This is a genomic window from Burkholderia sp. Bp9016 (assembly GCF_003857765.1).
Classification (GTDB): Bacteria; Pseudomonadota; Gammaproteobacteria; order Burkholderiales; family Burkholderiaceae; genus Burkholderia.
The window spans coordinates 94,130-118,494 of record NZ_QTPY01000005.1; the positions used below are offsets into that span (position 1 = coordinate 94,130).

Annotated in this window: 19 protein-coding genes and 1 pseudogene; 7 read left to right on the top strand and 13 right to left on the bottom strand. The window is 67.6% G+C overall.

From position 1 onward, the window contains the following. Positions 1-117: 117 nt before the first annotated feature. On the top strand, positions 118-1,323 hold the full coding sequence (locus DIE13_RS08250) for an MFS transporter (RefSeq protein ID WP_124826815.1): 1,206 nt from the start codon (positions 118-120) through the stop codon (positions 1,321-1,323). Positions 1,324-1,367: 44 nt separating this feature from the next. Here the strand turns inward: DIE13_RS08250 and DIE13_RS32825 are convergent, their stop codons facing one another. The 3 genes from DIE13_RS32825 to DIE13_RS08260 all read right to left on the bottom strand — a co-directional run bounded on the left by DIE13_RS32825 (position 1,368) and on the right by DIE13_RS08260 (position 3,875). After that, complete coding sequence (locus DIE13_RS32825) at positions 1,368-1,523, bottom strand: hypothetical protein (RefSeq protein WP_006481665.1); 156 nt, start codon at positions 1,521-1,523, stop codon at positions 1,368-1,370. Between the two features lie 185 nt (positions 1,524-1,708). Continuing rightward, positions 1,709-2,890: a flagellar hook-length control protein FliK gene (locus DIE13_RS08255; protein WP_311768320.1), complete on the bottom strand. Its 1,182-nt coding sequence runs from the start codon at positions 2,888-2,890 to the stop codon at positions 1,709-1,711. 286 nt (positions 2,891-3,176) lie between these two features. After that, positions 3,177-3,875, bottom strand: coding sequence for an MgtC/SapB family protein (locus DIE13_RS08260; RefSeq protein WP_124826680.1), 699 nt, complete (start codon positions 3,873-3,875; stop codon positions 3,177-3,179). Between the two features lie 112 nt (positions 3,876-3,987). On the opposite strand from DIE13_RS08260, the gene DIE13_RS08265 reads away from it, so the two are divergent. After that, positions 3,988-5,097, top strand: a complete 1,110-nt coding sequence (locus DIE13_RS08265; protein ID WP_124826681.1) for an AGE family epimerase/isomerase — start codon at positions 3,988-3,990, stop codon at positions 5,095-5,097. Positions 5,098-5,349: 252 nt separating this feature from the next. Then, on the top strand, positions 5,350-5,793 hold the full coding sequence (locus DIE13_RS08270) for a PaaI family thioesterase (RefSeq protein WP_124826682.1): 444 nt from the start codon (positions 5,350-5,352) through the stop codon (positions 5,791-5,793). A gap of 51 nt (positions 5,794-5,844) precedes the next feature. Here DIE13_RS08270 and DIE13_RS08275 read toward each other — a convergent pair whose 3' ends face one another. The 5 genes from DIE13_RS08275 to prpB form a co-directional block, all read right to left on the bottom strand. Beyond that, positions 5,845-6,897, bottom strand: coding sequence for a CaiB/BaiF CoA-transferase family protein (locus DIE13_RS08275; RefSeq protein ID WP_124826683.1), 1,053 nt, complete (start codon positions 6,895-6,897; stop codon positions 5,845-5,847). Positions 6,898-7,147: 250 nt separating this feature from the next. Next, positions 7,148-8,338 (bottom strand): 2-methylaconitate cis-trans isomerase PrpF, encoded by a 1,191-nt coding sequence (prpF, locus tag DIE13_RS08280; protein WP_124826684.1) that lies wholly within the window; start codon positions 8,336-8,338, stop codon positions 7,148-7,150. Positions 8,339-8,458: 120 nt separating this feature from the next. Continuing rightward, the gene (acnD, locus tag DIE13_RS08285; RefSeq protein WP_124826685.1) at positions 8,459-11,056 is read right to left on the bottom strand and encodes a Fe/S-dependent 2-methylisocitrate dehydratase AcnD; all 2,598 of its coding nucleotides are present in this window, start codon (positions 11,054-11,056) and stop codon (positions 8,459-8,461) included. Between the two features lie 82 nt (positions 11,057-11,138). Then, positions 11,139-12,311, bottom strand: coding sequence for a 2-methylcitrate synthase (gene prpC, locus DIE13_RS08290; protein WP_124826686.1), 1,173 nt, complete (start codon positions 12,309-12,311; stop codon positions 11,139-11,141). Between the two features lie 113 nt (positions 12,312-12,424). Further along, the gene (prpB, locus tag DIE13_RS08295) at positions 12,425-13,318 is read right to left on the bottom strand and encodes a methylisocitrate lyase (protein ID WP_124826687.1); all 894 of its coding nucleotides are present in this window, start codon (positions 13,316-13,318) and stop codon (positions 12,425-12,427) included. 170 nt (positions 13,319-13,488) lie between these two features. Between prpB and prpR the strand changes: the two genes are divergently transcribed. Continuing rightward, the gene (gene prpR, locus DIE13_RS08300; protein WP_124826688.1) at positions 13,489-15,480 is read left to right on the top strand and encodes a propionate catabolism operon regulatory protein PrpR; all 1,992 of its coding nucleotides are present in this window, start codon (positions 13,489-13,491) and stop codon (positions 15,478-15,480) included. Positions 15,481-15,522: 42 nt separating this feature from the next. Here the strand turns inward: prpR and DIE13_RS08305 are convergent. Next, positions 15,523-16,168: pseudogene (locus DIE13_RS08305) on the bottom strand (CGNR zinc finger domain-containing protein). 235 nt (positions 16,169-16,403) lie between these two features. Between DIE13_RS08305 and DIE13_RS08310 the strand changes: the two are divergent. Beyond that, a complete protein-coding gene (locus DIE13_RS08310) occupies positions 16,404-16,787 on the top strand; it encodes a VOC family protein (protein ID WP_124826689.1) in 384 nt (127 codons plus the stop codon). 194 nt (positions 16,788-16,981) lie between these two features. Here DIE13_RS08310 and DIE13_RS08315 read toward each other — a convergent pair whose 3' ends face one another. Then, positions 16,982-17,830: an ureidoglycolate lyase gene (locus DIE13_RS08315; RefSeq protein WP_124826690.1), complete on the bottom strand. Its 849-nt coding sequence runs from the start codon at positions 17,828-17,830 to the stop codon at positions 16,982-16,984. Between the two features lie 615 nt (positions 17,831-18,445). Here DIE13_RS08315 and DIE13_RS08325 point away from each other — a divergent pair. Beyond that, a complete protein-coding gene (locus DIE13_RS08325; RefSeq protein ID WP_124826691.1) occupies positions 18,446-19,270 on the top strand; it encodes an IclR family transcriptional regulator in 825 nt (274 codons plus the stop codon). 194 nt (positions 19,271-19,464) lie between these two features. Further along, positions 19,465-20,016, top strand: a complete 552-nt coding sequence (locus DIE13_RS08330; RefSeq protein ID WP_124826692.1) for a hypothetical protein — start codon at positions 19,465-19,467, stop codon at positions 20,014-20,016. 685 nt (positions 20,017-20,701) lie between these two features. Here the strand turns inward: DIE13_RS08330 and DIE13_RS08335 are convergent. From DIE13_RS08335 to DIE13_RS08345, 3 genes are all read right to left on the bottom strand, one after another. Continuing rightward, the gene (locus tag DIE13_RS08335) at positions 20,702-23,059 is read right to left on the bottom strand and encodes a GNAT family N-acetyltransferase (RefSeq protein ID WP_124826693.1); all 2,358 of its coding nucleotides are present in this window, start codon (positions 23,057-23,059) and stop codon (positions 20,702-20,704) included. A gap of 572 nt (positions 23,060-23,631) precedes the next feature. Beyond that, the gene (locus DIE13_RS08340) at positions 23,632-23,928 is read right to left on the bottom strand and encodes an H-NS family nucleoid-associated regulatory protein (RefSeq protein ID WP_124826694.1); all 297 of its coding nucleotides are present in this window, start codon (positions 23,926-23,928) and stop codon (positions 23,632-23,634) included. Positions 23,929-24,030: 102 nt separating this feature from the next. Continuing rightward, positions 24,031-24,315, bottom strand: coding sequence for a hypothetical protein (locus DIE13_RS08345; RefSeq protein ID WP_172441939.1), 285 nt, complete (start codon positions 24,313-24,315; stop codon positions 24,031-24,033). Positions 24,316-24,365: the final 50 nt, after the last annotated feature.

A 24,365-nucleotide genomic window follows, 5' to 3' on the forward strand; every position in this document is an offset into this window, starting at 1 on the left:
GGCCACTGCCCGGGCGGCCGGATCGCGAAACCGCCGCTCGCACGGCGCCCGTTCCCTATGCATCCCCGCCCCGTTCTGATTAAATGGCCGACCCCGACCTTGCACAGAACAATAACGATGAGCGATCTGAAAGGCGAAATCTCCATCGGGAACGCGGACAGCCCCGACACCACCCGCCGCCGCACGTTGTGGGCCGCCTGTGGCGCGCATGCGGTGCATGACGGCCTGACGGACGTCATCTATGTGCTGCTGCCGATCTGGCAGGCACAGTTCGCGATCAACTTCGCGCAGGTCGGCTTGCTACGGGGATCCTATTCCGGGGTGATGGCGGGTTTTCAGCTGCTCGCGAGCCGCGCGGCCCGGCGCTGGGGGCGCGAACGCATGCTGGTGGGCGGAACGGCGCTGGCCGGCATCGCTTACCTGATAGCCGGCCACGCCGGCGGCCTGGCGGCGCTGATGATTGCGCTGGTGCTGGCCGGACTGGGCGCGAGCACGCAGCATCCGCTGGCGTCCTCGATGGTCAGCGACGCCTATGACGCGGGCGGCGGCGTGAAGGAAGCGCTGTCCCAATACAACTTCGCCGGCGATATCGGCAAGACGCTCATCCCCGGCGTGATCGGCCTGCTGCTGACCGTCGTGACGTGGCGCACGGGCACCTTGCTGATCGGGTTGATCGGCGTTGCTTCAGCCGGCCTGATCGCATGGCTGATTCCGTCGAACCGCGCGACTGCCGGGCCGCGCGACAAGGCAGCGAAGGCTATTGCTGTGCGCGGATCGGCCTGGGGTTTGCGCGCGTTGCTCGCGACCGGCACCGTGGACAGTGCGGTGCGGATGGGCTTTCTGACGTTCTTGCCGTTCCTGTTGAAAAGCAAGGGCGCCGGCACCGCCGGTATCGGCCTCGCGCTGGCGCTACTGTTCGTAGGCGGCGCGTTCGGCAAGCTGCTGTGCGGCTATCTGGGCGTGCGCATCGGCATGATGAAGACGGTGTGGCTCACCGAATCCGCGACGTCGCTGCTGATCGTGCTCGCCGTGTTTGCACCGCTGTTCGCGATGATGACGGCGCTTCCGTTACTCGGGCTCGCACTCAACGGAACATCGTCGGTGCTGTACGGCGCCGTGCCCGAACTGGCTGCCGAAGGAAAACGCGAGCAGGCGTTTGCGCTGTTCTACACGGGCACCATCGGCGCCGGCGCGCTGTCGCCGGTTCTGTTCGGCCGACTCGGCGACGTCGCAGGCGTGCCTGCGGCACTGCTTACGCTCGCGTCGGTTCTACTGCTGACGCTGCCGCTGTCGTGGTACGTGCGGAAGGGACTGGATGCCTGACACAGCGCAATCGATCCGGCCGCGCGCGACGGGCGATCAACGAATCAACGGCGGTACAGGACGATCGGGACGAGGTGCGCACGACGCACGCGCTCGGCTTCGGCGCGACGCGCAGCGTACGAATATTCCGCGTCGAGCGGCAGATGCGGGGAGACGAAGAGGTCGTCGATCTTTTGCAGCAGGGCGAGAATGAAGCTCATGAGAGACTCCTGACAGAGAGGGCTAGGGTTTCCCCTTAGATGAGCTCCATTCTAAGGGTTTTCCCTGAACTCTGCCAGCGCGTCGCATCAGTTTGCCGCACCTGTGCGGGCCCTGAGCAGCGGCCCGGCATGACGATCCTTGCCGGTGCAGGGTTTGCAGGTAGGGTCGGAGTATTTATCAGGTTTTATCGGGTTCGGCGCGCACGCTTCGCGGCCGCTGCCTCGCGGTTCGCGCTGCGCTGAAGCCGGTCGACCTGGGACAGCAGCGCTTCATGATGTTCGGCGAGCGTCATCAGCGTCGCCTGCTGCGTCGACAGATCGGCGGCCAGCCGATCGACCCGCTGTTGCCTGACGTCCAGTTCCTGCTTCAGGTTCGCGACCTGTCGCGTTTGCAGCACCAGCGTAACGAGCGCGGCGAACACGACGAATGCCAGCGCCAGCAACAGCCGGTTGACCCGACGCATCTCGCGATCCGCCGCGCGCTTCACGCCGGCCATCTCGCCCTGCAGCGCGGCGAGCCGCTCCGACAACGGACGCAGATGCGCGTCCGGATCGAAAGCCGGGGCATCCGGCACGGCCGGTTGCACGCGGTCCGCCGACAGCTTCGTCACGAAGGAGGCCACGGACGCCACCGGCTGGACCTCGGCCGAAGCAGAAGCCGAGACCTGCCGGTCGGCGTCGTGCGTGCTTGCGGTCATTGCGGGCTCGACGGGCTCCGGCCTCGGCTGCTGTTCAGAGGATGTCGCGGGATCCGGTGCAGCGGTCGATTCCGGCATGGCGGCAACAGCGCCAGTTGCGCCAGCGCCCGCAGCCACGCGCCGTTTGCTACTCGACGATGCACGGCGGCCCTTCGTGGTCGCGCCAGGTGTCGGCGCGGCTTCGGCCGGCACGGTTGTCACGTCGACGCCGTCAGCGTCATTACCCGGCTTCGCGGAGCGATCGGCGGCGGCACCGTCCGTCGCAACGGCGTTCGCCGCCGAACGCTCGATTTTCGTTGTGGACGCATCGGACACTGCCTGCGCCTCCGTCAGGCCGGCATCGGTTGCCGGTTCATCGGCCGCGATCGCAACGATGTCCTCCGACTGCCGTGCGACCTCGGCACCCTTCGCCGCATCGGCATCGACCCTGCGCACGACATCGTCGCCGAGCGCATCGCCCTTTCCGGGCGTCGCCGCGGATTCGTTCATCGTCGCGCCGGCTGCGGCCTGCTCCGCCGCACCCTCCGCGTCACCGCGCGCCTCACCGCCGGACGCGCTGAACCCGTCCAGCGTCGCCTGCCGCCCGGCGTCGTCGCCGGCCACTGCCTCAACTTCGGCAACGGCTTCATCGCGCACCACGGCAGACGCACGCGCGGCCGGCTCCAGCACCGGGTCGCCGAACAGGTCGAGCGTGCGTTCGTCGCGCGACGCTTCGCCGGCCGGCGCATTGCCCGGTCGCGCGGTCGTGCGCGCCGCGGTATTGCCGGCAGCTGCGGCCGAGCGCGACCGCGAACGGGCCAACGAACGATTGGAACGAGAACGGGAACGAGGCAGGGAAACGGATTCGGTCATGGAGTCGGATAACGGGCTCGCGAACGCGGAACCGGATGTCGAACGGAATCAGTGACGGCCATTGTCGCATGACCAATGCCCGCGCCGACCGATCCCATGCCGGCTATTCGTCGCCCATCAGCCCGCTGCCTTCTTCGAATCGCGTGACGCAAGACAGCCCGCGCAGCTTGTCGCAGATGGCACGGTATTCGAGATCGGACACGCGCCCGAGCGCGATGCGCACCTCGTCGTGCTCGCCCGTGTCGTCGGCGCGCTGCACGATGAACTGCTTCACCCGCGCGCTGTCGGGGCCGAGCGCCTCGTGCAGCGAATCGAACGTCAGCGCGCCGCCCACCACCGTCAACGCGAGCTGGCGGCGCTGACGCACCGTGAAGTAGCGCCGTTCGAGCGGCTTGATGCCGGCCAGGATGATCAGGATGATGATCGTTGCGGAAATCGACGCGACATACAGCCCGCCGCCCACCGCAAGGCCGATCGCGGCGACCGACCACAGGCTCGCGGCCGTCGTCAGCCCGCGCACGATCTCGCCGCGCAGCAGGATCGACCCCGCACCGAGGAAGCCGATGCCCGACACCACCTGCGCGGCGATCCGCGACGGATCGAGCACGATGTGGTCGCTGCTGCCGAGCACGTCGGCGAAACCGAACGCCGACACGATCATGATGAGCGTCGAGCCGACGCACACCAGCATGTGCGTGCGCAGGCCCGCCGCCCATGAAAGGCGCTCGCGCTCGAAGCCGATGACGCTGCCGAGCGCCGCCGCGAGAACCAGCCGCATCACGAGTTCCAGGTTGCTGAGCATCCGATTTCCCCTCCTTTTCTGGTGCCGGTCGCGCGGAATGTTATATCCTTGGCCGCGGCCGCGCCGCTCCGGGCCACGCCGACTCGATTCGATCCAAGCGCTCTACCCCGCCATGTCCGCACCCGACTCCGCTTCCGCCCAGGCCGCCCAGTTGCGCGACCATTTCGCGCACGTCATCTTGCCGATCTGGCAGGGTTCAGGGTTCGACCATACGCTGCGGCTACCGTTCGAAGCCGTCGATCCGGCCACGCATGCGCCGCTGCACGTCACCCGTTATCGCGCAATGGCGTGCGCACGGCAACTGTTCGTGTTCGCGCAAGCCGGCAACGCCGCGCACGCGGCCACGCTGTTCGACTCGCTGTGCAGCCGTTTTCGCGATCCGCGCCACGGCGGCTGGTTCTACAGCGTCGACGCGCAAGGCGCGCCGCTCGACACGACGAAGGATCTCTATACGCACGCGTTCATCGTATTCGCATGCGCCGCATGGCATGCGGCATCGGGCGACGCCGCCGCGCGCACGATCGCCGAAGACACCGCCGCACTGATCCAGGACCGCTTCGCACCGCAGCCGGGCGACGCGCGGCTCGACGCCGCGCGTCACGCCGATTTCTCGTCATCGGGCAGCGGCGCGCTGCAAAACCCGTTGATGCACCTGACGGAAGCGTGGCTCGCCGCCGCCGACGCGTTCGGCGACGCGGCGTTCGACGATGCGCTCCTGCGCACCGCGCAGGCCGTCGAGCGCACGTTCGTCGACACGGCAACCGGCTGCGTCGCCGAGCTGCCGCTCGGTGCGGCCGACAACCGCCTCGAGCCCGGCCATCAGTTCGAATGGTTCTATCTGGTCGACGCGGCCGGCGCACGGCTTGCGCAGACCAGCCTGCCCGATGCGCTCGCGCGCGCGTACGCATTCGCCGAGCGGCACGGCGTCGATACGCGGACGGGCGCCGTCTGCGCGGCGCTCGACGCGCAAGGCGCCTGCATCGACGCGACGCAGCGGATCTGGGCGCAGACCGAATACCTGCGCGCGCTCGCGACGCACGGCGGCACGCCGGCCTCCGCGCCGCTCGCGCGGCAGATCGGGCGCTTCGCCGCGCGCTTCCTGCATCCGCGCGGCTGGTTCGAATGCAAGACGGCCGACGGGCAGGTGTCGCGCGCCGACATGCCGTCGACGACGCCCTACCACCTCGCGACCGCCTACGCGGCGCTGCCGACCGGCGCGTAATCCGGACGCCGCGCGCGCGTCGCCCGGTTCGAACACCGACAGCGCCTGCATCAGGTGCGAGGTCTGATTGTTCAGCGACACGGCCGCCATTCACGCCGATTCGCCTGCACACGAGCACGACTCCCGCGTTCGGCGCGGCAATCGCGCCGCATCGCGCCGGCAATCGCAAGAAATGCGGACGAATTTCCTTGCTTATCCGCAGCCCCCTTCCTAGAGTTCAGCGCAAGCGGACACGCATTGCGAGGAAACTCGATGACGGACATCACGGACCGCGCGCGCGGCGCATTGCGCGCGCAACCGTTCAGCATGTTGCTGGGCACGCAGTTGATGCATATCGGCGACAACGAGGTGTCGCTGTGCCTGCCCGTGCGGGAGGAACTGCGGCAACAGCACGGCTTCGTGCATGGCGGCGTCATCGGTTATCTCGCCGACAATGCGCTGACGTTCGCCGGCGCGCTCGTGCTCGGCCCGCGCGTCGTCACCGCCGAATACAAGATCAATTACCTGCGGCCAGCCGTGAACGGCACGCTCGTCGCCCGCGCGAAGGTGGTCTACGCGGGGCGGCATCAGGCGACCTGCCAGTGTCACGTGTTCGTCATCGACGGCGATCACGAGCGGTTGGTCGCGATCGCGCAAGGCACGATCAATCGCGTCGGCGACGGCAAGATGCCGGATACGCCCGAGGAAACGGCGTGATCGCAGCGTGACGGCGATCCGGGCGGCGGAACACGGCGCGCAGCAGGCTCGTCAGCCCGCATCCTCTCCGTTCAGCGGCAGGAAACGCGGCGCCACGCGCGCCCTGATGTTGCCGTTCTCGTCGGTACGATAGATCCCGCGCGCCGCGTTGTGCGGGTGCACCGCCGCGCCGGCCACGCTCAGCACCGGCGCAAAGCACGCGTCGGTGCCCTCGAGCAGCGCGCGCCAGTGCGTGGACGGCTGCTGCGCGAATACCGCCGCGAAACGCGCCTTCAGCGCGGGCCAGCGCGCGCGATCGTACTGCGATGCCGGATCGAGGTCGGTCAGCCCGAGCCGCTCGACCAGCAGCGCATAGAACGGCGGTTCGAGCGCGCCGATCGTCACGCATTCGCCGTCCGCACAGCGATACACGTCGTAGAACGGCGCGTCGTGAAAGAGGCTCGGCCGCGCGCCGTCGAGCTGGCCGTTCGCCCGCGCCCACAGCGCGAGCGAGCCGAGCATCGACACGATGTCGACGATCGCGCCGTCGACCACGCGCCCCGGGCCGCCGCCACGCACGTCGAAGAGGGCGCAGACGATCCCGAACGCGAGCCCGAGTGCGCCGCCCGCATCGCCGACGACGGTCGGCGGCAGGCCGGGCCGGCCATCGCGCGGCGCGGACAGCGACAGCAGGCCGGTCAGCGCGACGTAGTTCAGGTCATGCCCGGCCGCCGCCGCGAGCGGGCCGTGCTGGCCCCAGCCCGTCATGCGTCCGTACACGAGCTTCGGATTGCCGCGTGCGCAATCGGCAGGCCCGAGGCCCAGGCGCTCCATCACGCCGGGACGCAAGCCTTCGATCAGCGCATCGGCTTGCGCGATCAACGCGAGCGCCTCGGCGCGGCCGTCCGGCGTCTTCAGGTCGAGTTCGACGATCGTCTTGCCTTCGCGGAGCAAATCTCCGGCGCGGCCCTGCAGCGCGTCCGGCGCGCTCGTACGGCCGGCCGGGCGCGCGATCAGCGTGATGCGGGCCCCCATCCCGGCGAGCATCCAGCCCGCGAGCGGGCCGGGGCCGAGACCTTCGAATTCGACGATATGGACGCCGGAAAGCGGCGCGTTCAATGACATGGCGACCTCGCGGGAATGCAACCGGCAATGGGGGGAAGCAACGCTCCGATTCGATGCGATGGTACGCGCCGCTCGCGGTGCGCAGGGCGAGCAGGCCGATACGGGAAGTTCGCGTCGACGCCGGATGAAAGCCCGGCGTCGTGCGCCCGCTGCGCGACTGTCCGCCGTCGCGCGACGCACCGGCCAGGATGCGCTGCTTGCTGCACGGCTGACCAGAACCGGAGCACAAGCAGAAACGACCGCGCAACGATCAGAACGCGTCGCCCGGCACGCGCACCCAGCCTTCCATCAGCACGCGCGCGCTGCGGCTCATGATCGCCTTGGTGACGGTCCATTCGCCGTTCTCGAGCTGCGCTTCCGCGCCGACCCGCAGCGTGCCCGACGGATGCCCGAAGCGCACCGCGTTGCGCTCGCCGCCGCCTGCGGCGAGATTGACGAGCGTGCCCGGAATCGCCGCGGCCGTGCCGATCGCGACCGCCGCCGTGCCCATCATCGCGTGGTGCAGCTTGCCCATCGACATCGCGCGCACCAGCAGGTCGACGTCGCCCGCATTCACGCGCTTGCCGCTCGACGCGACATAGTCGGCCGGCTTCGCGACGAACGCGACCTTCGGCGTGTGCTGACGCGTCGCGATCTCGTCGAGCGTGTCGATCAGGCCCATGCGCAGCGCGCCGTGCGCGCGGATCGTCTCGAACTTCTCGAGCGCCTTCGCATCGCCGTTGATCGCATCCTGCAACTCGGTGCCCGTATAGCCGATCGCCTCGGCCTCGACGAAGATGGTCGGGATCCCCGCGTTGATCATCGTCGCCTTCAGCGTGCCGATGCCCGGCACCGCCAGATCGTCGACGAGGTTGCCGGTCGGGAACATCGATCCGCCCGCGCCTTCTTCCTCGGCGGCCGGATCCATGAACTCGAGCTGCACTTCGGCGGCCGGGAACGTGACGCCGTCCAGCTCGAAATCGCCCGTCTCCTGCACCGCACCGTTCGTGATCGGCACGTGCGCGACGATCGTCTTGCCGATGTTCGCCTGCCAGATCCGCACGGTCGCGACGCCGTCGCGCGGCACGCGCGCCGCATCGACCAGCCCGCCGCTGATCGCGAACGGGCCGACCGCCGCCGACAGGTTGCCGCAGTTGCCGGTCCAGTCGACGAACGCCTTGTCGATCGCGACCTGACCGAACAGGTAATCGACGTCGTGACCGGGCCGCGTGCTTTTCGACACGATCACCGTCTTGCTGGTGGACGACGTCGCGCCGCCCATCCCGTCGATCTGCTTGCCGTACGGATCGGGGCTGCCGATCACGCGCAGCAGCAGCGCGTCGCGCGCGGCGCCCGGCGTCTGCGCGGCATCGGGCAGGTCCTGCAGCCGGAAGAACACGCCCTTGCTGGTGCCGCCTCGGATGTAGGTGGCGGGAATCCTGATTTGAGGAATGTGAGCCATGTCTGTGTTGTCCTGTCGACCGGGGCCCGCACTCGCGCGCCGGCTCCGGTCCCATGCAAAGCCATCTGACGACGGGCGATGCACACGTGCACCGCCCGGATTCAACGTATCAGCGCGCCGTCAGGCCGCCGCCTGCGACGATTCGAGGAAGTCCTGCGCGAAGCGCTGCAGCACGCCACCCGCGTCGTAGATCGACACTTCCTCGGCCGTATCGAGCCGGCACGTCACCGGCACCTCGACGCGCTCGCCGCTCTTGCGGTGAATCACGAGCGTGAGATCGGCGCGCGGCTTGCGCTCGCCGATCACGTCGAAGGTCTCGGTGCCGTCGATGCCGAGCGTGGTGCGGTTCGTGCCCGGCTTGAACTCGAGCGGCAGCACGCCCATCCCGATCAGGTTCGTGCGGTGGATCCGCTCGAACCCTTCGGCGACGATCGCCTCGACGCCAGCGAGCCGCACGCCCTTCGCGGCCCAGTCGCGCGACGAGCCCTGGCCGTAGTCGGCGCCGGCGATCACGATCAGCGGCTGCTTGCGATTCATGTACGTCTCGATCGCCTCCCACATCCGCATGACCTTGCCTTCCGGCTCGACGCGCGCGAGCGAACCCTTCTTCACCGCGCCGTCGACGACCGCCATCTCGTTGATCAGCGTCGGGTTCGCGAAGGTCGCGCGCTGCGCGGTCAGGTGGTCGCCGCGGTGCGTCGCATACGAGTTGAAGTCCTCTTCCGGCAGGCCCATCTTCGCGAGGTACTCGCCGGCCGCGCTGTTCGCGAGGATCGCGTTCGACGGCGACAGGTGGTCGGTCGTGATGTTGTCGCCGAGCACCGCGAGCGGACGCATGCCCTGCAGCGTGCGTTCGCCGGCCAGCGCGCCTTCCCAGTACGGCGGACGGCGGATGTACGTACTCTGCGCGCGCCAGTCGTACAGCGGCGCCGCACGTTCGCCCGTATCGGCCGTACGCGCGAACATCGGTTCGTAGACCTTGCGGAACTGCTCGGGCTTCACGCTCGATGCGACGATCGCGTCGATCTCCTCGTCCGTCGGCCAGATGTCTTTCAGCGTGACGGGCTTGCCGTCCCGGTCGTGACCGAGCACGTCCTTCTCGATGTCGAATCGGATCGTGCCGGCGATCGCATACGCGACGACGAGCGGCGGCGACGCGAGGAACGCCTGCTTCGCGTACGGATGAATGCGGCCGTCGAAGTTGCGGTTGCCGGACAGCACGGCCGTCGCGTACAGGTCGCGGTCGACGATCTCCTGCTGGATCTTCGGATCGAGCGCGCCCGACATCCCGTTGCAGGTCGTGCACGCGAACGCGACGATGCCGAAGCCGAGCTTCTCGAGCTCCGGCAGCAGGTTCGCTTCTTCCAGATACAGCTCGACCGCCTTCGATCCCGGCGCGAGCGAGCTCTTCACCCACGGCTTGCGCGCGAGGCCCTTCGCGTTCGCGTTGCGCGCAAGCAAGGCCGCGGCAATCACGTTGCGCGGATTACTGGTGTTCGTGCAGCTCGTGATCGCGGCGATGATCACCGCGCCGTCGGGCATCTCGCCCGCCTTTTCTTCCCACTGGCCGGCGATCCCGCGCGCGGCGAGATCGGACGTCGGCAGCCGCTTGTGCGGGTTCGACGGGCCGGCCATGTTGCGCACGACGCTCGACAGGTCGAACGTCAGCGTGCGCTCGTACTGCGCATCGTTCAGCGTATCGGCCCACAGGCCCGCCGCCTTCGCGTAGGTCTCGACCAGCTTCACCTGCTCGTCGCTGCGGCCGGTGAGGCGCAGGTAGTCGGTCGTCTGGCCGTCGATGAAGAACATCGCGGCCGTTGCGCCGTATTCGGGCGCCATGTTCGAGATCGTCGCGCGATCGCCGAGCGTGAGGCTCGCGGCGCCTGCGCCACGGAATTCCAGATACGCGCCGACCACCTTCTCCTTGCGCAGGAATTCGGTCAGCGCGAGCACGATGTCGGTCGCCGTGATGCCGGGCTGGCGCTTGCCGGTCAGTTCGACGCCGACGATGTCGGGCAGGCGCATCCACGACGCGCGGCCGAGCATCACGTTCTCGGCTTCCAGCCCGCCGACGCCCACCGCGATCACGCCGAGCGCGTCGACGTGCGGCGTGTGGCTGTCGGTGCCGACGCAGGTGTCCGGATACGCAACGCCGTCCTGAACCTGGATCACCGGCGACATCTTCTCCAGGTTGATCTGGTGCATGATGCCGTTGCCCGGCGGAATCACGTCGACGTTCTCGAACGACTGCTTCGTCCATTCGATGAAGTGGAAGCGATCCTCGTTGCGGCGATCCTCGATCGCGCGGTTCTTCGCGAACGCATCCGGATCGAAGCCGCCGCACTCGACGGCGAGCGAATGGTCGACGATCAGTTGCACGGGCACGACCGGGTTCACCTTCGCCGGGTCGCCGCCGCGCTCGGCGATCGCGTCGCGCAAGCCCGCGAGGTCGACGAGCGCCGTCTGGCCGAGGATGTCGTGACACACCACGCGCGCCGGGAACCACGGGAAGTCGCGTTCGCGCTTGCGCTCGATGATCTGCTTCAGCGAATCGGCAAGGATCGCCGGGTCACAGCGGCGCACGAGGTTTTCGGCGAGCACGCGCGACGTATACGGCAGCGTGTCGTAGGCGCCGGGCGCGATCGCTTCGACCGCGGCGCGCGCATCGAAGAAGTCCAGCGACGTGCCGGGCAGGGGTTTGCGGTTGGCGGTATTCATGATGTGGGGCGGGATCCGGGGTAAGACGTTGCGCGCGCGCCGGCCGCCCGCATCACGGGCGCCGGCACGCGCGGCGGGCATTTCAGCGCTTCTCGATCGGCACGAACTGCAGGTCTTCCGGACCGGTGTAGTTCGCGCTCGGGCGGATGATCTTGTTGTCGACGCGCTGCTCGATGATGTGCGCGCTCCAGCCGGACGTGCGCGAGATCACGAACAGCGGCGTGAACATCGCGGTCGGCACGCCCATCATGTGATACGACACGGCGCTGAACCAGTCGAGGTTCGGGAACATCTTCTTCGCGTCCCACATTACCGATTCGAGGCGCTCGGCGATGCTGTACAGCTTCAGGTCGCCCGCTTCCTTCGACAGCTTGTGCGCGACGCCCTTGATCACCTTGTTGCGCGGATCGGAGATCGTGTAGACCGGGTGACCGAAGCCGATCACGACTTCCTTGTTCTCGACGCGGCGGCGGATGTCCGCTTCGGCATCGTCAGGCGAACCGTAGCGGCTCTGGATCTCGTACGCGACTTCGTTCGCGCCGCCGTGCTTCGGGCCGCGCAGCGCGCCGATCGCGCCGGTGATCGCCGAGTAGATGTCCGAGCCCGTGCCCGCGATCACGCGGCCGGTAAACGTCGATGCGTTGAACTCGTGCTCCGCATACAGGATCAGCGACGTGTGCATCGCGTCGACCCACGACTTCGACGGCGTCTTGCCGTGCAGCAGGTGCAGGAAGTGGCCGCCGATCGAGTCGTCGTCGGTTTCCGTCTCGATGCGCTTGCCGTTGTGCGAGAAGTGATACCAGTACAGCAGCATCGAGCCGAGCGATGCCATCAGGCGGTCGGCGATGTCGCGCGCGCCCGGCAGGTTGTGATCGTCCTTCTCCGGCAGCACGGTGCCGAGCACCGACACGCCGGTGCGCATCACGTCCATCGGGTGGGCCGATGCCGGAATCTGCTCGAGCGCGGCCTTCAGCGCGTTCGGCAGCCCGCGCATCGCGCGCAGCTTCGTCTTGTATGCAGCCAGTTCGGTCAGGTTCGGCAGCGTGCCGTGCACGAGCAGGTGCGCGATTTCCTCGAACTCGCACGATTCGGCGACGTCGAGAATATCGTAGCCGCGATAGTGCAGGTCGTTGCCGGTCTTGCCGACCGTGCAGAGCGCCGTGTTGCCGGCCGTCACGCCCGACAGCGCCACCGACTTCTTCGGCTTGAATGCGCCTGCGGCGGCCGGTGCTGCTGCGTCTTTCGTCTCGCTCATGTTTCCGTTCTCCAATGGGTATCGGGGGTGTCATGCCGGCCGGGCCCGGCGCTGGCGCGCGGCCCGGCTTCATGCAAAGCGTTCCGGGAACCGTGTCCCGGCGCGCGGGCTCGTTACTTCTTGCCCTGCGCGAACAGCTCGTCGAGCTTCTGCTCGTAGGCGTGATAGCCGAGGAAGTCGTACAGCTCGGCGCGGGTCTGCATCGTCGGCACAGCCGCCTTCTGCGTGCCGTCGCGACGCAGCGTCTCGTAGAAATTCAGCGCGGCCTTGTTCATCGCGCGATACGCGCCGCAGCAGTACAGCGCGATGTCGACGTTCGCCTCGCGCAGTTCGTCGAGCGTGAAGAGCGGCGTCGAGCCGAACTCGGTCAGGTTCGCGAGGATCGGCACCTTCACGGCGGCCTTGAAGCGGCGATAGTCGTCGAGCGTCTTCATCGCTTCCGGGAAGATCATGTCCGCGCCGGCTTCCACGTAGGCGATCGCGCGCTCGATCGCGGCGTCGATCCCTTCGGCAGCGGCCGCGTCGGTGCGGGCCATGATCACGAACTGGTCGTCGGTACGCGCATCGACCGCGGCCTTCACGCGATCGACCATTTCATCGACCGGCACGACTTCCTTGCCCGGACGGTGGCCGCAGCGCTTCTGGCCGACCTGGTCTTCGAGGTGGACGGCCGCGACGCCGGCCTTGATGAACGAGCGCACCGTGCGCGCGATATTGAACGCGCCGCCCCAGCCCGTATCGATGTCGACGAGCAGCGGCAGGTCGGTCGCGTTGGTGATCCGGTTAGCGTCGATCAGCACGTCTTCCATCGTGCTGATGCCGAGATCGGGGATGCCGAGCGAGTTCGCGGCAACGCCGCCGCCCGACAGGTAGACGGCCTTGAAGCCGACGGCCTGCGCCATCTTGGCTGCATACGCGGTGATCGCGCCGACCACCTGCAGCGGCTGCTCGGCCGCGACTGCCGCGCGGAATTTCGCGCCGGCGCTCTGAAGATGCGTGTTGCTCATGAACGGCCTCCTGAAGGAATGCCCATTAACAGCAAGGACCGGGCCAGCTTGCGGATCGCCGCTAACCCACTGATTCTTAAGCAACCGGCGCGGGCGCCTCGTCGTCCGTCGATTTCAATGCGGCAATTCCATGTTTCAAAAATGAAATCGCACGCGCATAATCGGTCGCCATGGACCTCTCCTCGACCAAACCCGTCGGCCCGGCAGATCGAACGGCGCGCCCGCGCATCTGGGCGATGGGCATCAGCCGCCTGCGCGAGCTGTTTCGCGAGATCGCCGCGGAATTCGACGAACGCGCGGACGTGCGCATCGTCACGCGTGCCTATGAAGACGCGCTGAGCGCAATCGCGGAGGCCGGCACCGCCCGGCCCGACGTGATCGTCGCGGCCGGCTCGAACGGCGCCTTCCTGAAAACGCGGGCGCAGGTGCCGGTCGTGGTCGTGTCGCCGACAGGCTTCGACGTGATGCAGGCGCTTGCGCGGGCGCGGCGCGACGCATCGCGGATCGCGCTCGTCAGCGCCGGCGAGACACCGCCCGAAGTGCGCCGCTTCGTCGCCGCCTACGGCCTCGACGTGCAGTTTGCGTCATATCAGTCCGCGCAGGAAGCGGAAGCCTGCGTGCACGACCTGCACGACCGCGGCATCGAGACGATCGTCGGCCCCGGGCTCGTGACCGACCTCGCGGCGAGCGCCGGCATGGGCGCCGTGTTCCTGTATTCGCACGCGTCGGTGCGCAAAGCCGTCGAGACGGCGCTCGAAGTCGCGTATGCGACGCATGCCGAGGCGTTTCGCCGCCAGCGGCTCGACAATTTGCTGCAGCACCTGCGCGACGGCGTGGTCGCGCTCGACGCGCGCGGCCGCGTCGAGGCGATCAACGAGCGGCTCGCGTCGGCGCTCGGGGTCGAACCCGCGGCGGCTGTCGGCCGCGCGCTCGTCGATCTGCGGCCCGAGCTGCGCACGCTGCGCGGCGAGGATGGCGACGCGCTCGCGACCGTGCGCGGCGTGCGCTACGTCGTGCATCGCGGGCCGCTCGTCGACCGTGGCGTCACGTCGGGCAGCGTGCTGACGTTCCAGGAATCGCGCGCGGTCGAGCGGCTCGATCGTGCGCTGCGTTCGCAGCCGAACACGCAGCAGTTCGCGGCGCGCTATGCGCTCGACGACGTGGTCGGCACGTCCGCGCCGATGGCGCGCGTGCGCGAGCTGGTGCGCCGCTACGCGCGCTCCGACGCGACCGTGCTCGTGCTCGGCGAAAGCGGCACCGGCAAGGAGATGATCGCGCAGAGCCTGCATGCGCTGTCCGCGCGGCGCAGCTATCCGTTCGTCGCGGTCAACTGCGGTGCGTTTCCGGAGGCGCTGCTCGAGAGCGAGCTGTTCGGTTACGAGGAAGGCGCGTTCACCGGCGCGCGGCGCGGCGGCAAGACGGGGTTGTTCGAGGCCGCGCATCGCGGCACGCTGTTTCTCGACGAGATCGGCGAGATGCCGCCGTCGCTGCAAAGCCGGCTGCTGCGCGTGCTGCAGGAGCGCGAGGTGATCCGCCTCGGCTCGACCGAGCCGATCCGCATCGACGTGCGCGTGATCGCCGCGACACATCGTCCGCTGCTCGCCGCCGTCGAAGCCGGCACGTTCCGCGCGGATCTGTATTACCGGCTCAACATCCTGAACATCGGCCTGCCGCCGCTGCGCGATCGCGCGGCTGACATCCCCGCGCTCGCCGCGACGCTGCTCGTGCAGGCGGCGCGGCGCGAGCCGCGGCTGGCCGAGCGCGTGCGCGATGCCGGCGACGCGATGCGCGTGCTCGACGCGACGCAGGCGACGCTCGCGCGCTACCGGTGGCCCGGCAACGTGCGGGAATTGCAGAACGTGATCGAGCGGATCGCGGTGGAACTGGCCGAGGAAGTCGACGCGCACGATCCGGCCGCCGCGTGCGGCGCGCTCGCGCCCGATGCGCTGCAGGCGATCGCGCCCGAGCTGTTCGCCGCGCCGCCCGATGCGGCCGGCGCCGGCGGCGGCGACGATGCACAGACGCTCCAGGCCCGCCGCCGCCGCGCGGAAGCCGACGAGATCCGCGCGGTGCTGGACGCGTGCGGCGGCGACCGCGATCGCGCGTGCGCGATGCTCGGCATCAGCAAGACGACGCTGTGGCGCAAGCTGTCGGCGAAATAGGTTCCGGCGGGACGGGCGGGAAGCGTGGCTCGAGCCGCCGCTTCATTCGGCCTTGTGAAAGTGGCGGTACGCCTTCGCGCGGTTGCCGCACGACGACATCGAGCACCATCGGCGGCTACCGTTCTTGCTGTCGTCGATGAACAGCCACTGGCATGCGTCGTTCGCGCAGCGCTTGACCTTCGCGAGCCGCGTGCCGCCCAGCAGGTCGATCGCCGACCACAGCACCGGGCTCAGCACACCTGCGAGCGTCGCGCCCGCGCGCCCGATCCGCCACGCATAGCCGCCGTCGATCCGCGTCAACGCGACGCGCGGCACGGCCTCCGCCAGAAAACCGCCAAGCAGCGCGAGATCGTCCGCTTGCGGCTCGCGCCGCTCGGCCTGCGCGTGAAAGAGCCGGTACAGCGCCTCGCGCAACGCAAGCGCGCGCAAGCGTCGCCGGCTCGTCATCTCTCTCCTTCTCTTCGACGCGACACGCGTCGGCCAGGCCGGTTGGCACGCGCGCCTGCTCGCGGCACCACGCGAACAGGTCGTCGAGCGTGCCGAAGGTTTCCGTCGGCGCGTCGGCACCGCGCCAGTACCGCGTGTTCGCGAAATCGATGCTCAGCGTTTCGGGCGACGCGGGAATCAGGCAGTCCGTCGTGACGGAAAGTTGCGTATCGTTCATGTCCCGATCGCATCTAACCACCATGGCGGTTGACAAGCCTGCGGACGCTTTCCAACACAACCAGCATGGTGGTTAATAACGGGTTTGCGGCACGGGTGTTCCCTTCAGCTCAAGGCGTCACAGATGTTCGATCGCCTTTCCTCCCGAGTTATCCACACCGGCCGCAGCCGGGCGTTCCACGACAGTACGTCCGGCTGACTGGGTGCCTGTCGACAGGTTTGCTGCACTGACGTCCCTTCTTCAGATCAAGGAGCCACCGATGATCGATCACCTTTCCTTCGGCGTTGCCCGCATCGACCGCAGCCGCGCGTTCTACGACAGCACGCCCGGTGCGCTCGGCTACAAGCGGCTGTATAGCGACGACGGATCCCTCGGATACGGCACCACCGAGCCGGTGCTGTGGTTGCAGCACGCGGAGCGGCCGGTCGCCGCCGATCCCGGGTCGGGGTTGCACGTGTCGTTTCGCGCGTCGTCGCCGGTGGAGGTCGATGCGTTCTACCGCGCAGCACTGCAGCACGGTGGTCAGGACAACGGCGGCCCCGGCAAGCGCGAGCACTACGGCGCCGGCTATTACGCGGCGTTCGCCGTCGATCCCGACGGATACCGGCTAGAAGCGCATTGCGAACTCGACAACATCGTCTGACCCTCTGCCTCCAGACGCGGACGAACGACAAGGGCCCGATTCCGCATCTTGCGGAATCGGGCCCTTGTCTTTGCTGCATCGATGTCCGGTTCGCGACGATCGCCGCCGCCAGTCATGCGGGGCGATCGTATCGGCGTGCGCAGACCGGGAGGCTGCCGGGTTGCGCCGGCACCCGGCCCGCGCCACACCCGCGGTTACTGCGCGCCGCGCGTGCGCTGCAGTTGCTCGCCGAGCCCATCGATCCCGAGGCGTACCATCTGGCCGGGCTTCAGGAACACCGGCGACGGCTTGATGCCCATCCCGACGCCCGGCGGCGTGCCGGTCGTGATGACGTCGCCCGGTTGCAGCGTCATGCAGGCGGACAGATAGGCGATCAACTGCGCGACGCTGAATACCATCGTGCGCGTGTTGCCGTTCTGATAGCGGTGGCCGTCGATTTCGAGCCACAGGTCAAGGCGCTGCGGATCCGGCACCTCGTCGCGCGTGACGAGCCACGGGCCGATCGGGCCGAACGTGTCGAAGCCCTTGCCCTTGTCCCACTGGCCGCCGCGCTCGATCTGCCATTCGCGCTCGGACACGTCGTTGACGACGCAATAGCCTGCGACGTAATCGAGTGCGCGCGCTTCGTCGACATCCTTGCAGGCCGCGCCGATCACGACGCCGAGTTCGACTTCCCAGTCCGTCTTCACGGAGCCCTTCGGGATGTCGATGCCGTCGTTCGGGCCGCAGATCGAACTCGTCCACTTGCCGAACACCACCGGCTCCTTGGGCACCGGCATGCCGGCTTCGGCGGCGTGGTCGGCATAATTCAAACCGATGCCGATGAATTTGCCGACGCGGCCGACGCACGCGCCGATGCGCGGCTCGCCGGACACGAGCGGCAGCGTGGCCGGATCGATCGCGCGCAGCCGCGCGAGACCGGCGTCGGACAGCACATCGCCGGCAAGATCCGGAACGTGCGCGGACAGGTCGCGAATCCGGCCGTCCGCGTCGAGAATACCGGGCTTTTCCTGGCCGGACGGGCCATAGCGAAGCAGTTTCATCGTGCTCAACCTCTGTTGTCGAATGTGACAGGATACCGGCCGACGCAGCCGTTCACAGCCACGCGCCGGACTGAATGTCGATCGTCGATGGCGCGCGTCGGCGCCGTAGCCGGCAGGCCGTTCGACGCGCGAGGCTCGCGCGGGCGCAGCGATCGCGGCGCCGCACCGAAGTGCGACGCGCATCGAACGGGCGGCCGCCGGTCTGCGCATCGGCGACGACGGCCCGGCATCCGCGCCGTCGCTGGCCCGCCGCTCTTTGTACCATCCGCCGCCCGCAATGAAATGACCCGCGACGGATACCGACTATTGGCGCGATCGCCGGCGCTGCGGCGCAGCATCGGGGCTGCCGGCACCGTTGCGCGACGTCGAAATGCCTCGTCCCCGTCTGGACTGGGAGTGAACCAGCAATATTCGTTGTGACCCTGTCATCGGAAACGACCGTTGATCCGTTCTTGATCGGTAACGATTGGTAAAAACACGCTGCATTGCACACTGAAAGTTTGTTGTTAAGCTCGGACGAATGGTGCCTCATCCGTATCCGGAGCCAACGGACCCGTGTGCGACATCGGCCAGCGTGCGTCGCCTGCCGATCGGAAATCCACTGACCTCATACCCATGACGCAAACGACCAACAACCCGTTCTTTGGCAGCGACGCACGGGAGTCGATTGGCGCGACCGACCGCTATCGCGCGCCCGCGCTGGACAAGGGTCTCGACATTCTCGAACTCCTGTCGGAACAGAAGGAAGGACTCACTCGCACCGAGATCACGAAGGAACTCGGCCGCAACGCGAGCGAGATCTACCGGATGCTCGAACGTCTCGTGGCCCGCCGCTACGTGATGCGCTCGAGCGGCGGCGACCGCTATACCCTCAGTCTCAAGCTGTTCGCGCTCGCGCACCGGCATCCGCCGATGAACCGGCTGATCGCCGAGGCGTTGCCGCTAATGCAGCGTTTCGCCGATGCAGCCGAACAGTCGTGCCATCTGTCCGTCTACGATCGCGGCAATCTGCTCGTGATCGCGCAGGTCGACGGTCCCGGCACGTGGGGCGTATCGGTGCGGCTCGGCTCGCGCGTCGGGCTCGCCGACACGGCGTCGGGCCACGTGATGCTGTCGTTCCAGGGTAGCGAGCAGCGCGCGGACATGCTCGCCGAGCACCGCAAGGTCAAGGGCGAAGCGCCGATGAACGAGCAGGAGCTCGCGCGCGCGTGCCAGTCGATCCGCCAGTCCGGCTACGTGCGCCAGGACAGCCGGCAGGCGTACGGCGTCACCGACCTGAGCACGCCGATCCTCGGCCCGTCCGGCCATGCGATCGCGGTGCTCACCTGCCCGTACATGCGCCGGATCGATACCCACATGGCGCCGTCCGTCGATGCGGTCGTCGACGGGCTGCGCGATACGGCCGGCCGTCTGTCGATGTGCCGCGCGCAGACGTGCTGACGCGGGTTTGGGTCGACAGCTGCCGGATGAGCACGCCATCGGGACGCCGGGCAAGTGTGCATGCGAGAAGAGCCACGGTAGTGCAGGCTTGCGCGGGCATTCCGCGGGGCGTTGCCGGGCAGGCGCCGGCGCTACGCTAGAATAGCGGCCCTCTCAAAAACTACGGCGGCTGGCTGTCGCGGCTGCCGTATCCGATGGATGTCATGGCCAAACTTCTGAACGATCAAGAATTCCAGCGTTTCTCCGAACTTCAGCAGAAGCAGGCGAGCTTCACGATCACGCCCGAGGAAGCGGACGAGTTGCGCGACATCGTCGCGCGCGCGCAGCAGAAGCGCGACGATCGTGCCGCAGCGATGCAGGCGATCGAGAACTACATCGAACAGTTCGACATCACGCCCGACGAACTCTTCTCGCCCGAGCAGATCGGCGACGCCGCGCGCACCTACGGGCTCATCACCGCCACGAAGAAAGAACGCACGCTGCCGCCGTCGATCACGTTCAACGGCAAGCCGTACCAATGGACCAAGACGCTTCCGGACGACGTGCGCGCCGCGCTGTTCGACGCATTCACGTCCGGCGAGTCGGTCAAACGCTTCATCGCCATGCCGAAGGACACCGCACGCTGTGCGCTGACGATCGCCCGCCTCGAGCGCGAAACCGGTGGCATTTATGCCGAAACGCACCTCGAAGAACTCGCGATTTCCCGCGACCAGGTGAACGACGCAGCGGCAAAACTCGCTGCGTAAATCCCGCCTCGGGCACGGTTCATGCGTGCCCGCCCCGACGCGAACGCCGGCAAACACCGGCGCCGCGCCAGCCGGAGCACTCCGTTTCCGGGCTCCTGAAAAGTCTCACCTTGGTGTCCCGTAATCGCTCACCAGCACATCCCGCAAAAGCTCACCCAAAGCTCCCGGCGACGCTCACCTGCGTGTCCCGAAAGCCCTCACCGATGCGTTGCGCAGATGCTCCGCAAGCCCTCCCGGAAAGGCTCACCGGGACGTCCCGCAAGCACTCACCGCCAGTTCCCGGGAAGGCTCACCGAACAGCTCCTGTATCGGCTCACCTCGCGCGCCCCGGAAAAGCTCACCCTTTGCTCCCGAAAAGTCTCACCTTTTCGATATTCCCGATGCCGAAGGTGCGGGATGCGAGTGTCGGCGTACTCGAATACGCCGCTGGAACTGTCCACACGCGGATGTCATCGAAGCTCGCAGCAAACCCGATGCGAATGCCGTGTATCGGCGAATTCGCGGTTCCCACAAGTCACTGAGAGCCGCACCGCCTCGTGTATTCGACAGTGCGTCGATGCTCTGCATTCCGAATGCATACCGAATCGGCACAGTCAGCGGTAAAGGGGCGTCGCGGATACCGAGCGAACCGTACCGCCTCGCTTACCTGCGCATCCCCGCCCGGCCGGGCGCGCGTTACGCGCGACTATGGTTGCAGTTTCATTCTGAAGCCCACCACGCCCGGTTCCTCCGTCGTCGAAATCGCGAAGCCGCATGACTTCGCCAGCGAGATCATCGCAGTGTTCTCGCGCAGCGCTTCGCCGATCATCCATGCCGTGCCGCGCGATCGCGCATAGTCGATGATGCGGGTCATCATCAGACGGCCGAGCCCCTTGCCCTTCTGGTCGGGGCGCACCGCGATCGCGAACTCCGCGGTCTCGTTGTCGGGGTCGGCGACCGCGCGCACCACCGCCAGCGTATGCGACCGTCCCGACGCATCGGTGAACGCGACGATGAAGGCCATCTCGCGGTCGTAGTCGATCTGCGTCATGCGCGCCACTTGCGAGTGGTCGAAGCTGCGCACCGCGCCGAAGAAGCGCATGCGCAGATCGTCCGGCGTCATCGCACCCAGCAGCTCGTTGTGCGCTTCCTCGTCTTCCGGGCGGATCGGGCGGATCGTCACGGTCTCGCCGCGCCATTCGAGCGTCTGCTCGAGATGACGCGGATACGGCATGATCGCGAGCCGGCTGCGCCCGGTGGCCAGCGCGACGCGCGGCGCGATGATGTAAGCGCGATCGGACAGCACGCGCAGCGTGACCGACATCGCGACCACCTCGCGGACGTCGCATACGACTTGCGACAGCGCCGTCAGTGCACCGAGCGTCGGCTCGACGGGCGTGCGACGCGCATAGGGTGAACGCTCCATCACCGCACGAGCGAGCACCGTATTCAGCGGCGGCAGCCCGTACACGACGAACGGCGCCGATACACCGTCCGCAGGCGGCACGGCATAGCGGAACACCGGGCCGAAGTTCGAATCGTCGTACATGTCGACCGTGACGTCGACGACCCTGGCGCCGGCCGGTGCATCGGCCGGCTCGCCGTGCAAGTCGAAGTGCGACAGCCAGCGCAGCGCGGCTGCGCCGGCCAGTTCGTGCTCGCCGGCCTCAACCATCCGGCGGGCCTCGGCCTGCGCGGATGCAACGCACTCTGCCGGCTGTAGCGGCGTGCCCTCGGGTGTCTGCATCAGCAACTGCCGCCCGAGGTTGTAATCGACGAGACGCGCGTATGCGCGCGCAAGCCGCTGCGGCGTCGTGTGTACCGGGATGCCGTTCGCGTGCAATGCGTCGCGCGTCGCCGCGTCGACCGCACCGAAGAAACATGCAAGGATGCCGCGATACGCATGCTGCCGCGATTCGATCAGCGTGCGCGCGACGGCATCGGCCGGTGCGCTGTGGGACGTCGAATGCACGACGAACAGCGTGCCCGTCTGCGGAAACGGCGCAAGCGCCTCGATGGCCGCACCGAAATGCTCGGGACGCGCGTCGTCGCCCAACGTCAGCGGATTGCCGGGCGCGACGAGATGCGGCAGCGCGGCCGCCACCGCCGAGGTTGCCGCCACCGGCCAGGCGGCCAGCACGTCGCGCACTTCGGCAACCGCATCGACCGCGAGTTTCGCGACGCCCGCGTCGCTCGTCACGAGCGTCGCCGCGCCGCGCGCGGCGACCCGCCCGACACCGAGCGTCTCGATCTCGTCGAGCAGATCGTCGAGCGCATCGACACGCACCATCCCCGCGCGCTGGAAAGCGGCCGTGTAAAGCGCATCGCCGGGATCCGCGCGCCCGGTGCGCAGCGCCAGCACCGGCTTGTTGCGCGCCGCCGCGCGCGCGGCCGACATGAACTTGCGCGCGGCGCACACCGTGTCGAGTTCGAGCAGGATCGCGCGCGTGCCGGGGTCGCTCGCCAGATAGTCGAGCACGTCGCCCGCATCGACGTCGGCCTCGCTGCCGAGCGCGACGACATGCGAAAAGCCGAGCCCCCGCGCATCGGCCCAGCCCAGCACCGCGTTTGTCAGCGCGTTCGATTGCGACACCCACGCAACGCCGCCCGATCGCGCCGCATAGGCAGCCGCGCCAAAATGCGCATGACGCGACGGTGACAACACGCCGAGGCTGCCCGGCCCGACGATACGGAGCACGAACGGCTTCGCGGCCTTGAGCGTGCGATCGAGCGCCGCGCGATCCGCGTCGGTGCGCGCCTCGCCGACAATCACCGCGACCCGCGTGCCGAGTTCGCCGAGCTTGCGCACGATGCCGGCCCACGTAGCGGGTGGCGTGCAGATCACGGCGACCGAAGGCGGTGCGGGCAATCTGTCGACATCGGCAACGACCGGATGCCCGTTCAGCTCGCGATACCTCGGATTGACGGGCCATACGGGCCCCTCGAATGCGCCGTCGATCACGCGCGCCCAGACGATCGCGCCGAAACTTCCCGCGCGCGACGATGCACCGACGACCGCAACGGACTTGGGCTGGAACAATGCATCGAGATGGCGGACGGTCACATCGGCTCCAAACGGTAACGAAAGACGACCCGACCGGTACACGGGCACGCATGGCCGTGCGCCGGTCGACGCGAACTCCAAGCATAGGCGAACCGGATGCGGCTGCCTATATGCCGAACGGCCGACTGTGCGGCGTACCTCAACGCTTGCAACATGGGCCCGTAACCGATGCCTTCGCACGACGTACCGGATGAAGGCAACACGATGCGGCGATCCGGCCGCGTCCTCCAAGGTGAGGATTTACAGGAGCCATGGTGAGTACATTCGGGAATGGCGCGATGCGCTGCGCCAATGCGCGAGCGGTGATGCCCGTCGGCAGTCCGCCTGCACCGCGAAGCGCGCGAATGCCGATGCGCGAGCACAACGTAATTGCCGGGCTGTTTACCGCAATTCGGCGCGATATCCGGCTGAATCGCAGTGAATTCGCAAAATGGAATCCGATAACCGCGCGTCATTGCCGTTCGATTCGCCGGCCGGAATCGCGCTGCAACGGCACAAAAACAAAACGGTGCGACGGCCGTTGGGCCGTTCGCACCGTCAGTCGACGCACGAAAGGTGAGGATTTTCGGGAGTCAGTCCTCGATCAGGAAACGCGCGCGGTTCTTGCCGAGCCACGCTGGTGCACGCCCGCGACCGCTCCACGTTTCGCCGGTCTTCGGATTCAGGTATTTCGGCGGCAACGGACGCTTCGGCTTTGCGGCAGCGGCGGCGCCTATCGGACGAAAGCCGAGCTCCTCTGCCGTAATGTCGAATTCCTCGATTTTGGCCCGAATAGCGGCAATCGCATCGGCAATCGCCTTTTCGCGTTCCTTGTCGATTTTTTGCTGAAGCCTTTCGAGCTGCGCAGTCAGTTGCCTGTAGGTCGCCATATGGATGGAATTCCGTGAGTGTTATTCATGAAAAATAGCCGACTCCAAGCGAATAGAAAAGCGCTTCTCCCGATTAACGTCCCTCACCCGGTCATTTCGGGATCAATAGCCGCTCTTCTTCTTGCATGCGAAGAGAAGATTTCGCACGGCGTCATCGGTCGACTGATCGAGGATGTCGAATTCCCCGTTGCAGATGGCGCGGGCATTGTCCGTGCAATTACTCCAGTCGTTGCCCGTGCACTGGACCTGCGTAGTCGGGCGCCCATCCGAAGTGAATAGCGGCGCACCGCCGCCACACCCGCCAAGCCCCGCGACAAGGGCCAACAATCCGGCCTGACGCCAATGCGTTCGAGGCCACCGACAGACCGACGCAAGCATGTGTTTCATTGTTCTTTCCGTCAACCATTTTTCTGAATCTCGCGAGTATGCCATGCGCT

What these genes read in the sequence shown, in the direction of transcription:
- prpC (WP_124826686.1), bottom strand. Translation starts at nt 12,311, where the DNA reads ATGAGCGAGACGAAAGACGCAGCAGCACCGGCCGCCGCAGGCGCATTC.
- DIE13_RS08265 (WP_124826681.1), top strand. Translation starts at nt 3,988, where the DNA reads ATGTCCGCACCCGACTCCGCTTCCGCCCAGGCCGCCCAGTTGCGCGAC.
- DIE13_RS08340 (WP_124826694.1), bottom strand. Translation starts at nt 23,928, where the DNA reads ATGGCGACCTACAGGCAACTGACTGCGCAGCTCGAAAGGCTTCAGCAA.
- DIE13_RS08310 (WP_124826689.1), top strand. Translation starts at nt 16,404, where the DNA reads ATGATCGATCACCTTTCCTTCGGCGTTGCCCGCATCGACCGCAGCCGC.
- prpB (WP_124826687.1), bottom strand. Translation starts at nt 13,318, where the DNA reads ATGAGCAACACGCATCTTCAGAGCGCCGGCGCGAAATTCCGCGCGGCA.
- DIE13_RS08325 (WP_124826691.1), top strand. Translation starts at nt 18,446, where the DNA reads ATGACGCAAACGACCAACAACCCGTTCTTTGGCAGCGACGCACGGGAG.
- DIE13_RS08315 (WP_124826690.1), bottom strand. Translation starts at nt 17,830, where the DNA reads ATGAAACTGCTTCGCTATGGCCCGTCCGGCCAGGAAAAGCCCGGTATT.
- prpR (WP_124826688.1), top strand. Translation starts at nt 13,489, where the DNA reads ATGGACCTCTCCTCGACCAAACCCGTCGGCCCGGCAGATCGAACGGCG.
- prpF (WP_124826684.1), bottom strand. Translation starts at nt 8,338, where the DNA reads ATGGCTCACATTCCTCAAATCAGGATTCCCGCCACCTACATCCGAGGC.
- DIE13_RS08345 (WP_172441939.1), bottom strand. Translation starts at nt 24,315, where the DNA reads ATGAAACACATGCTTGCGTCGGTCTGTCGGTGGCCTCGAACGCATTGG.
- DIE13_RS32825 (WP_006481665.1), bottom strand. Translation starts at nt 1,523, where the DNA reads ATGAGCTTCATTCTCGCCCTGCTGCAAAAGATCGACGACCTCTTCGTC.
- DIE13_RS08270 (WP_124826682.1), top strand. Translation starts at nt 5,350, where the DNA reads ATGACGGACATCACGGACCGCGCGCGCGGCGCATTGCGCGCGCAACCG.
- acnD (WP_124826685.1), bottom strand. Translation starts at nt 11,056, where the DNA reads ATGAATACCGCCAACCGCAAACCCCTGCCCGGCACGTCGCTGGACTTC.
- DIE13_RS08260 (WP_124826680.1), bottom strand. Translation starts at nt 3,875, where the DNA reads ATGCTCAGCAACCTGGAACTCGTGATGCGGCTGGTTCTCGCGGCGGCG.
- DIE13_RS08250 (WP_124826815.1), top strand. Translation starts at nt 118, where the DNA reads ATGAGCGATCTGAAAGGCGAAATCTCCATCGGGAACGCGGACAGCCCC.
- DIE13_RS08275 (WP_124826683.1), bottom strand. Translation starts at nt 6,897, where the DNA reads ATGTCATTGAACGCGCCGCTTTCCGGCGTCCATATCGTCGAATTCGAA.
- DIE13_RS08330 (WP_124826692.1), top strand. Translation starts at nt 19,465, where the DNA reads ATGGATGTCATGGCCAAACTTCTGAACGATCAAGAATTCCAGCGTTTC.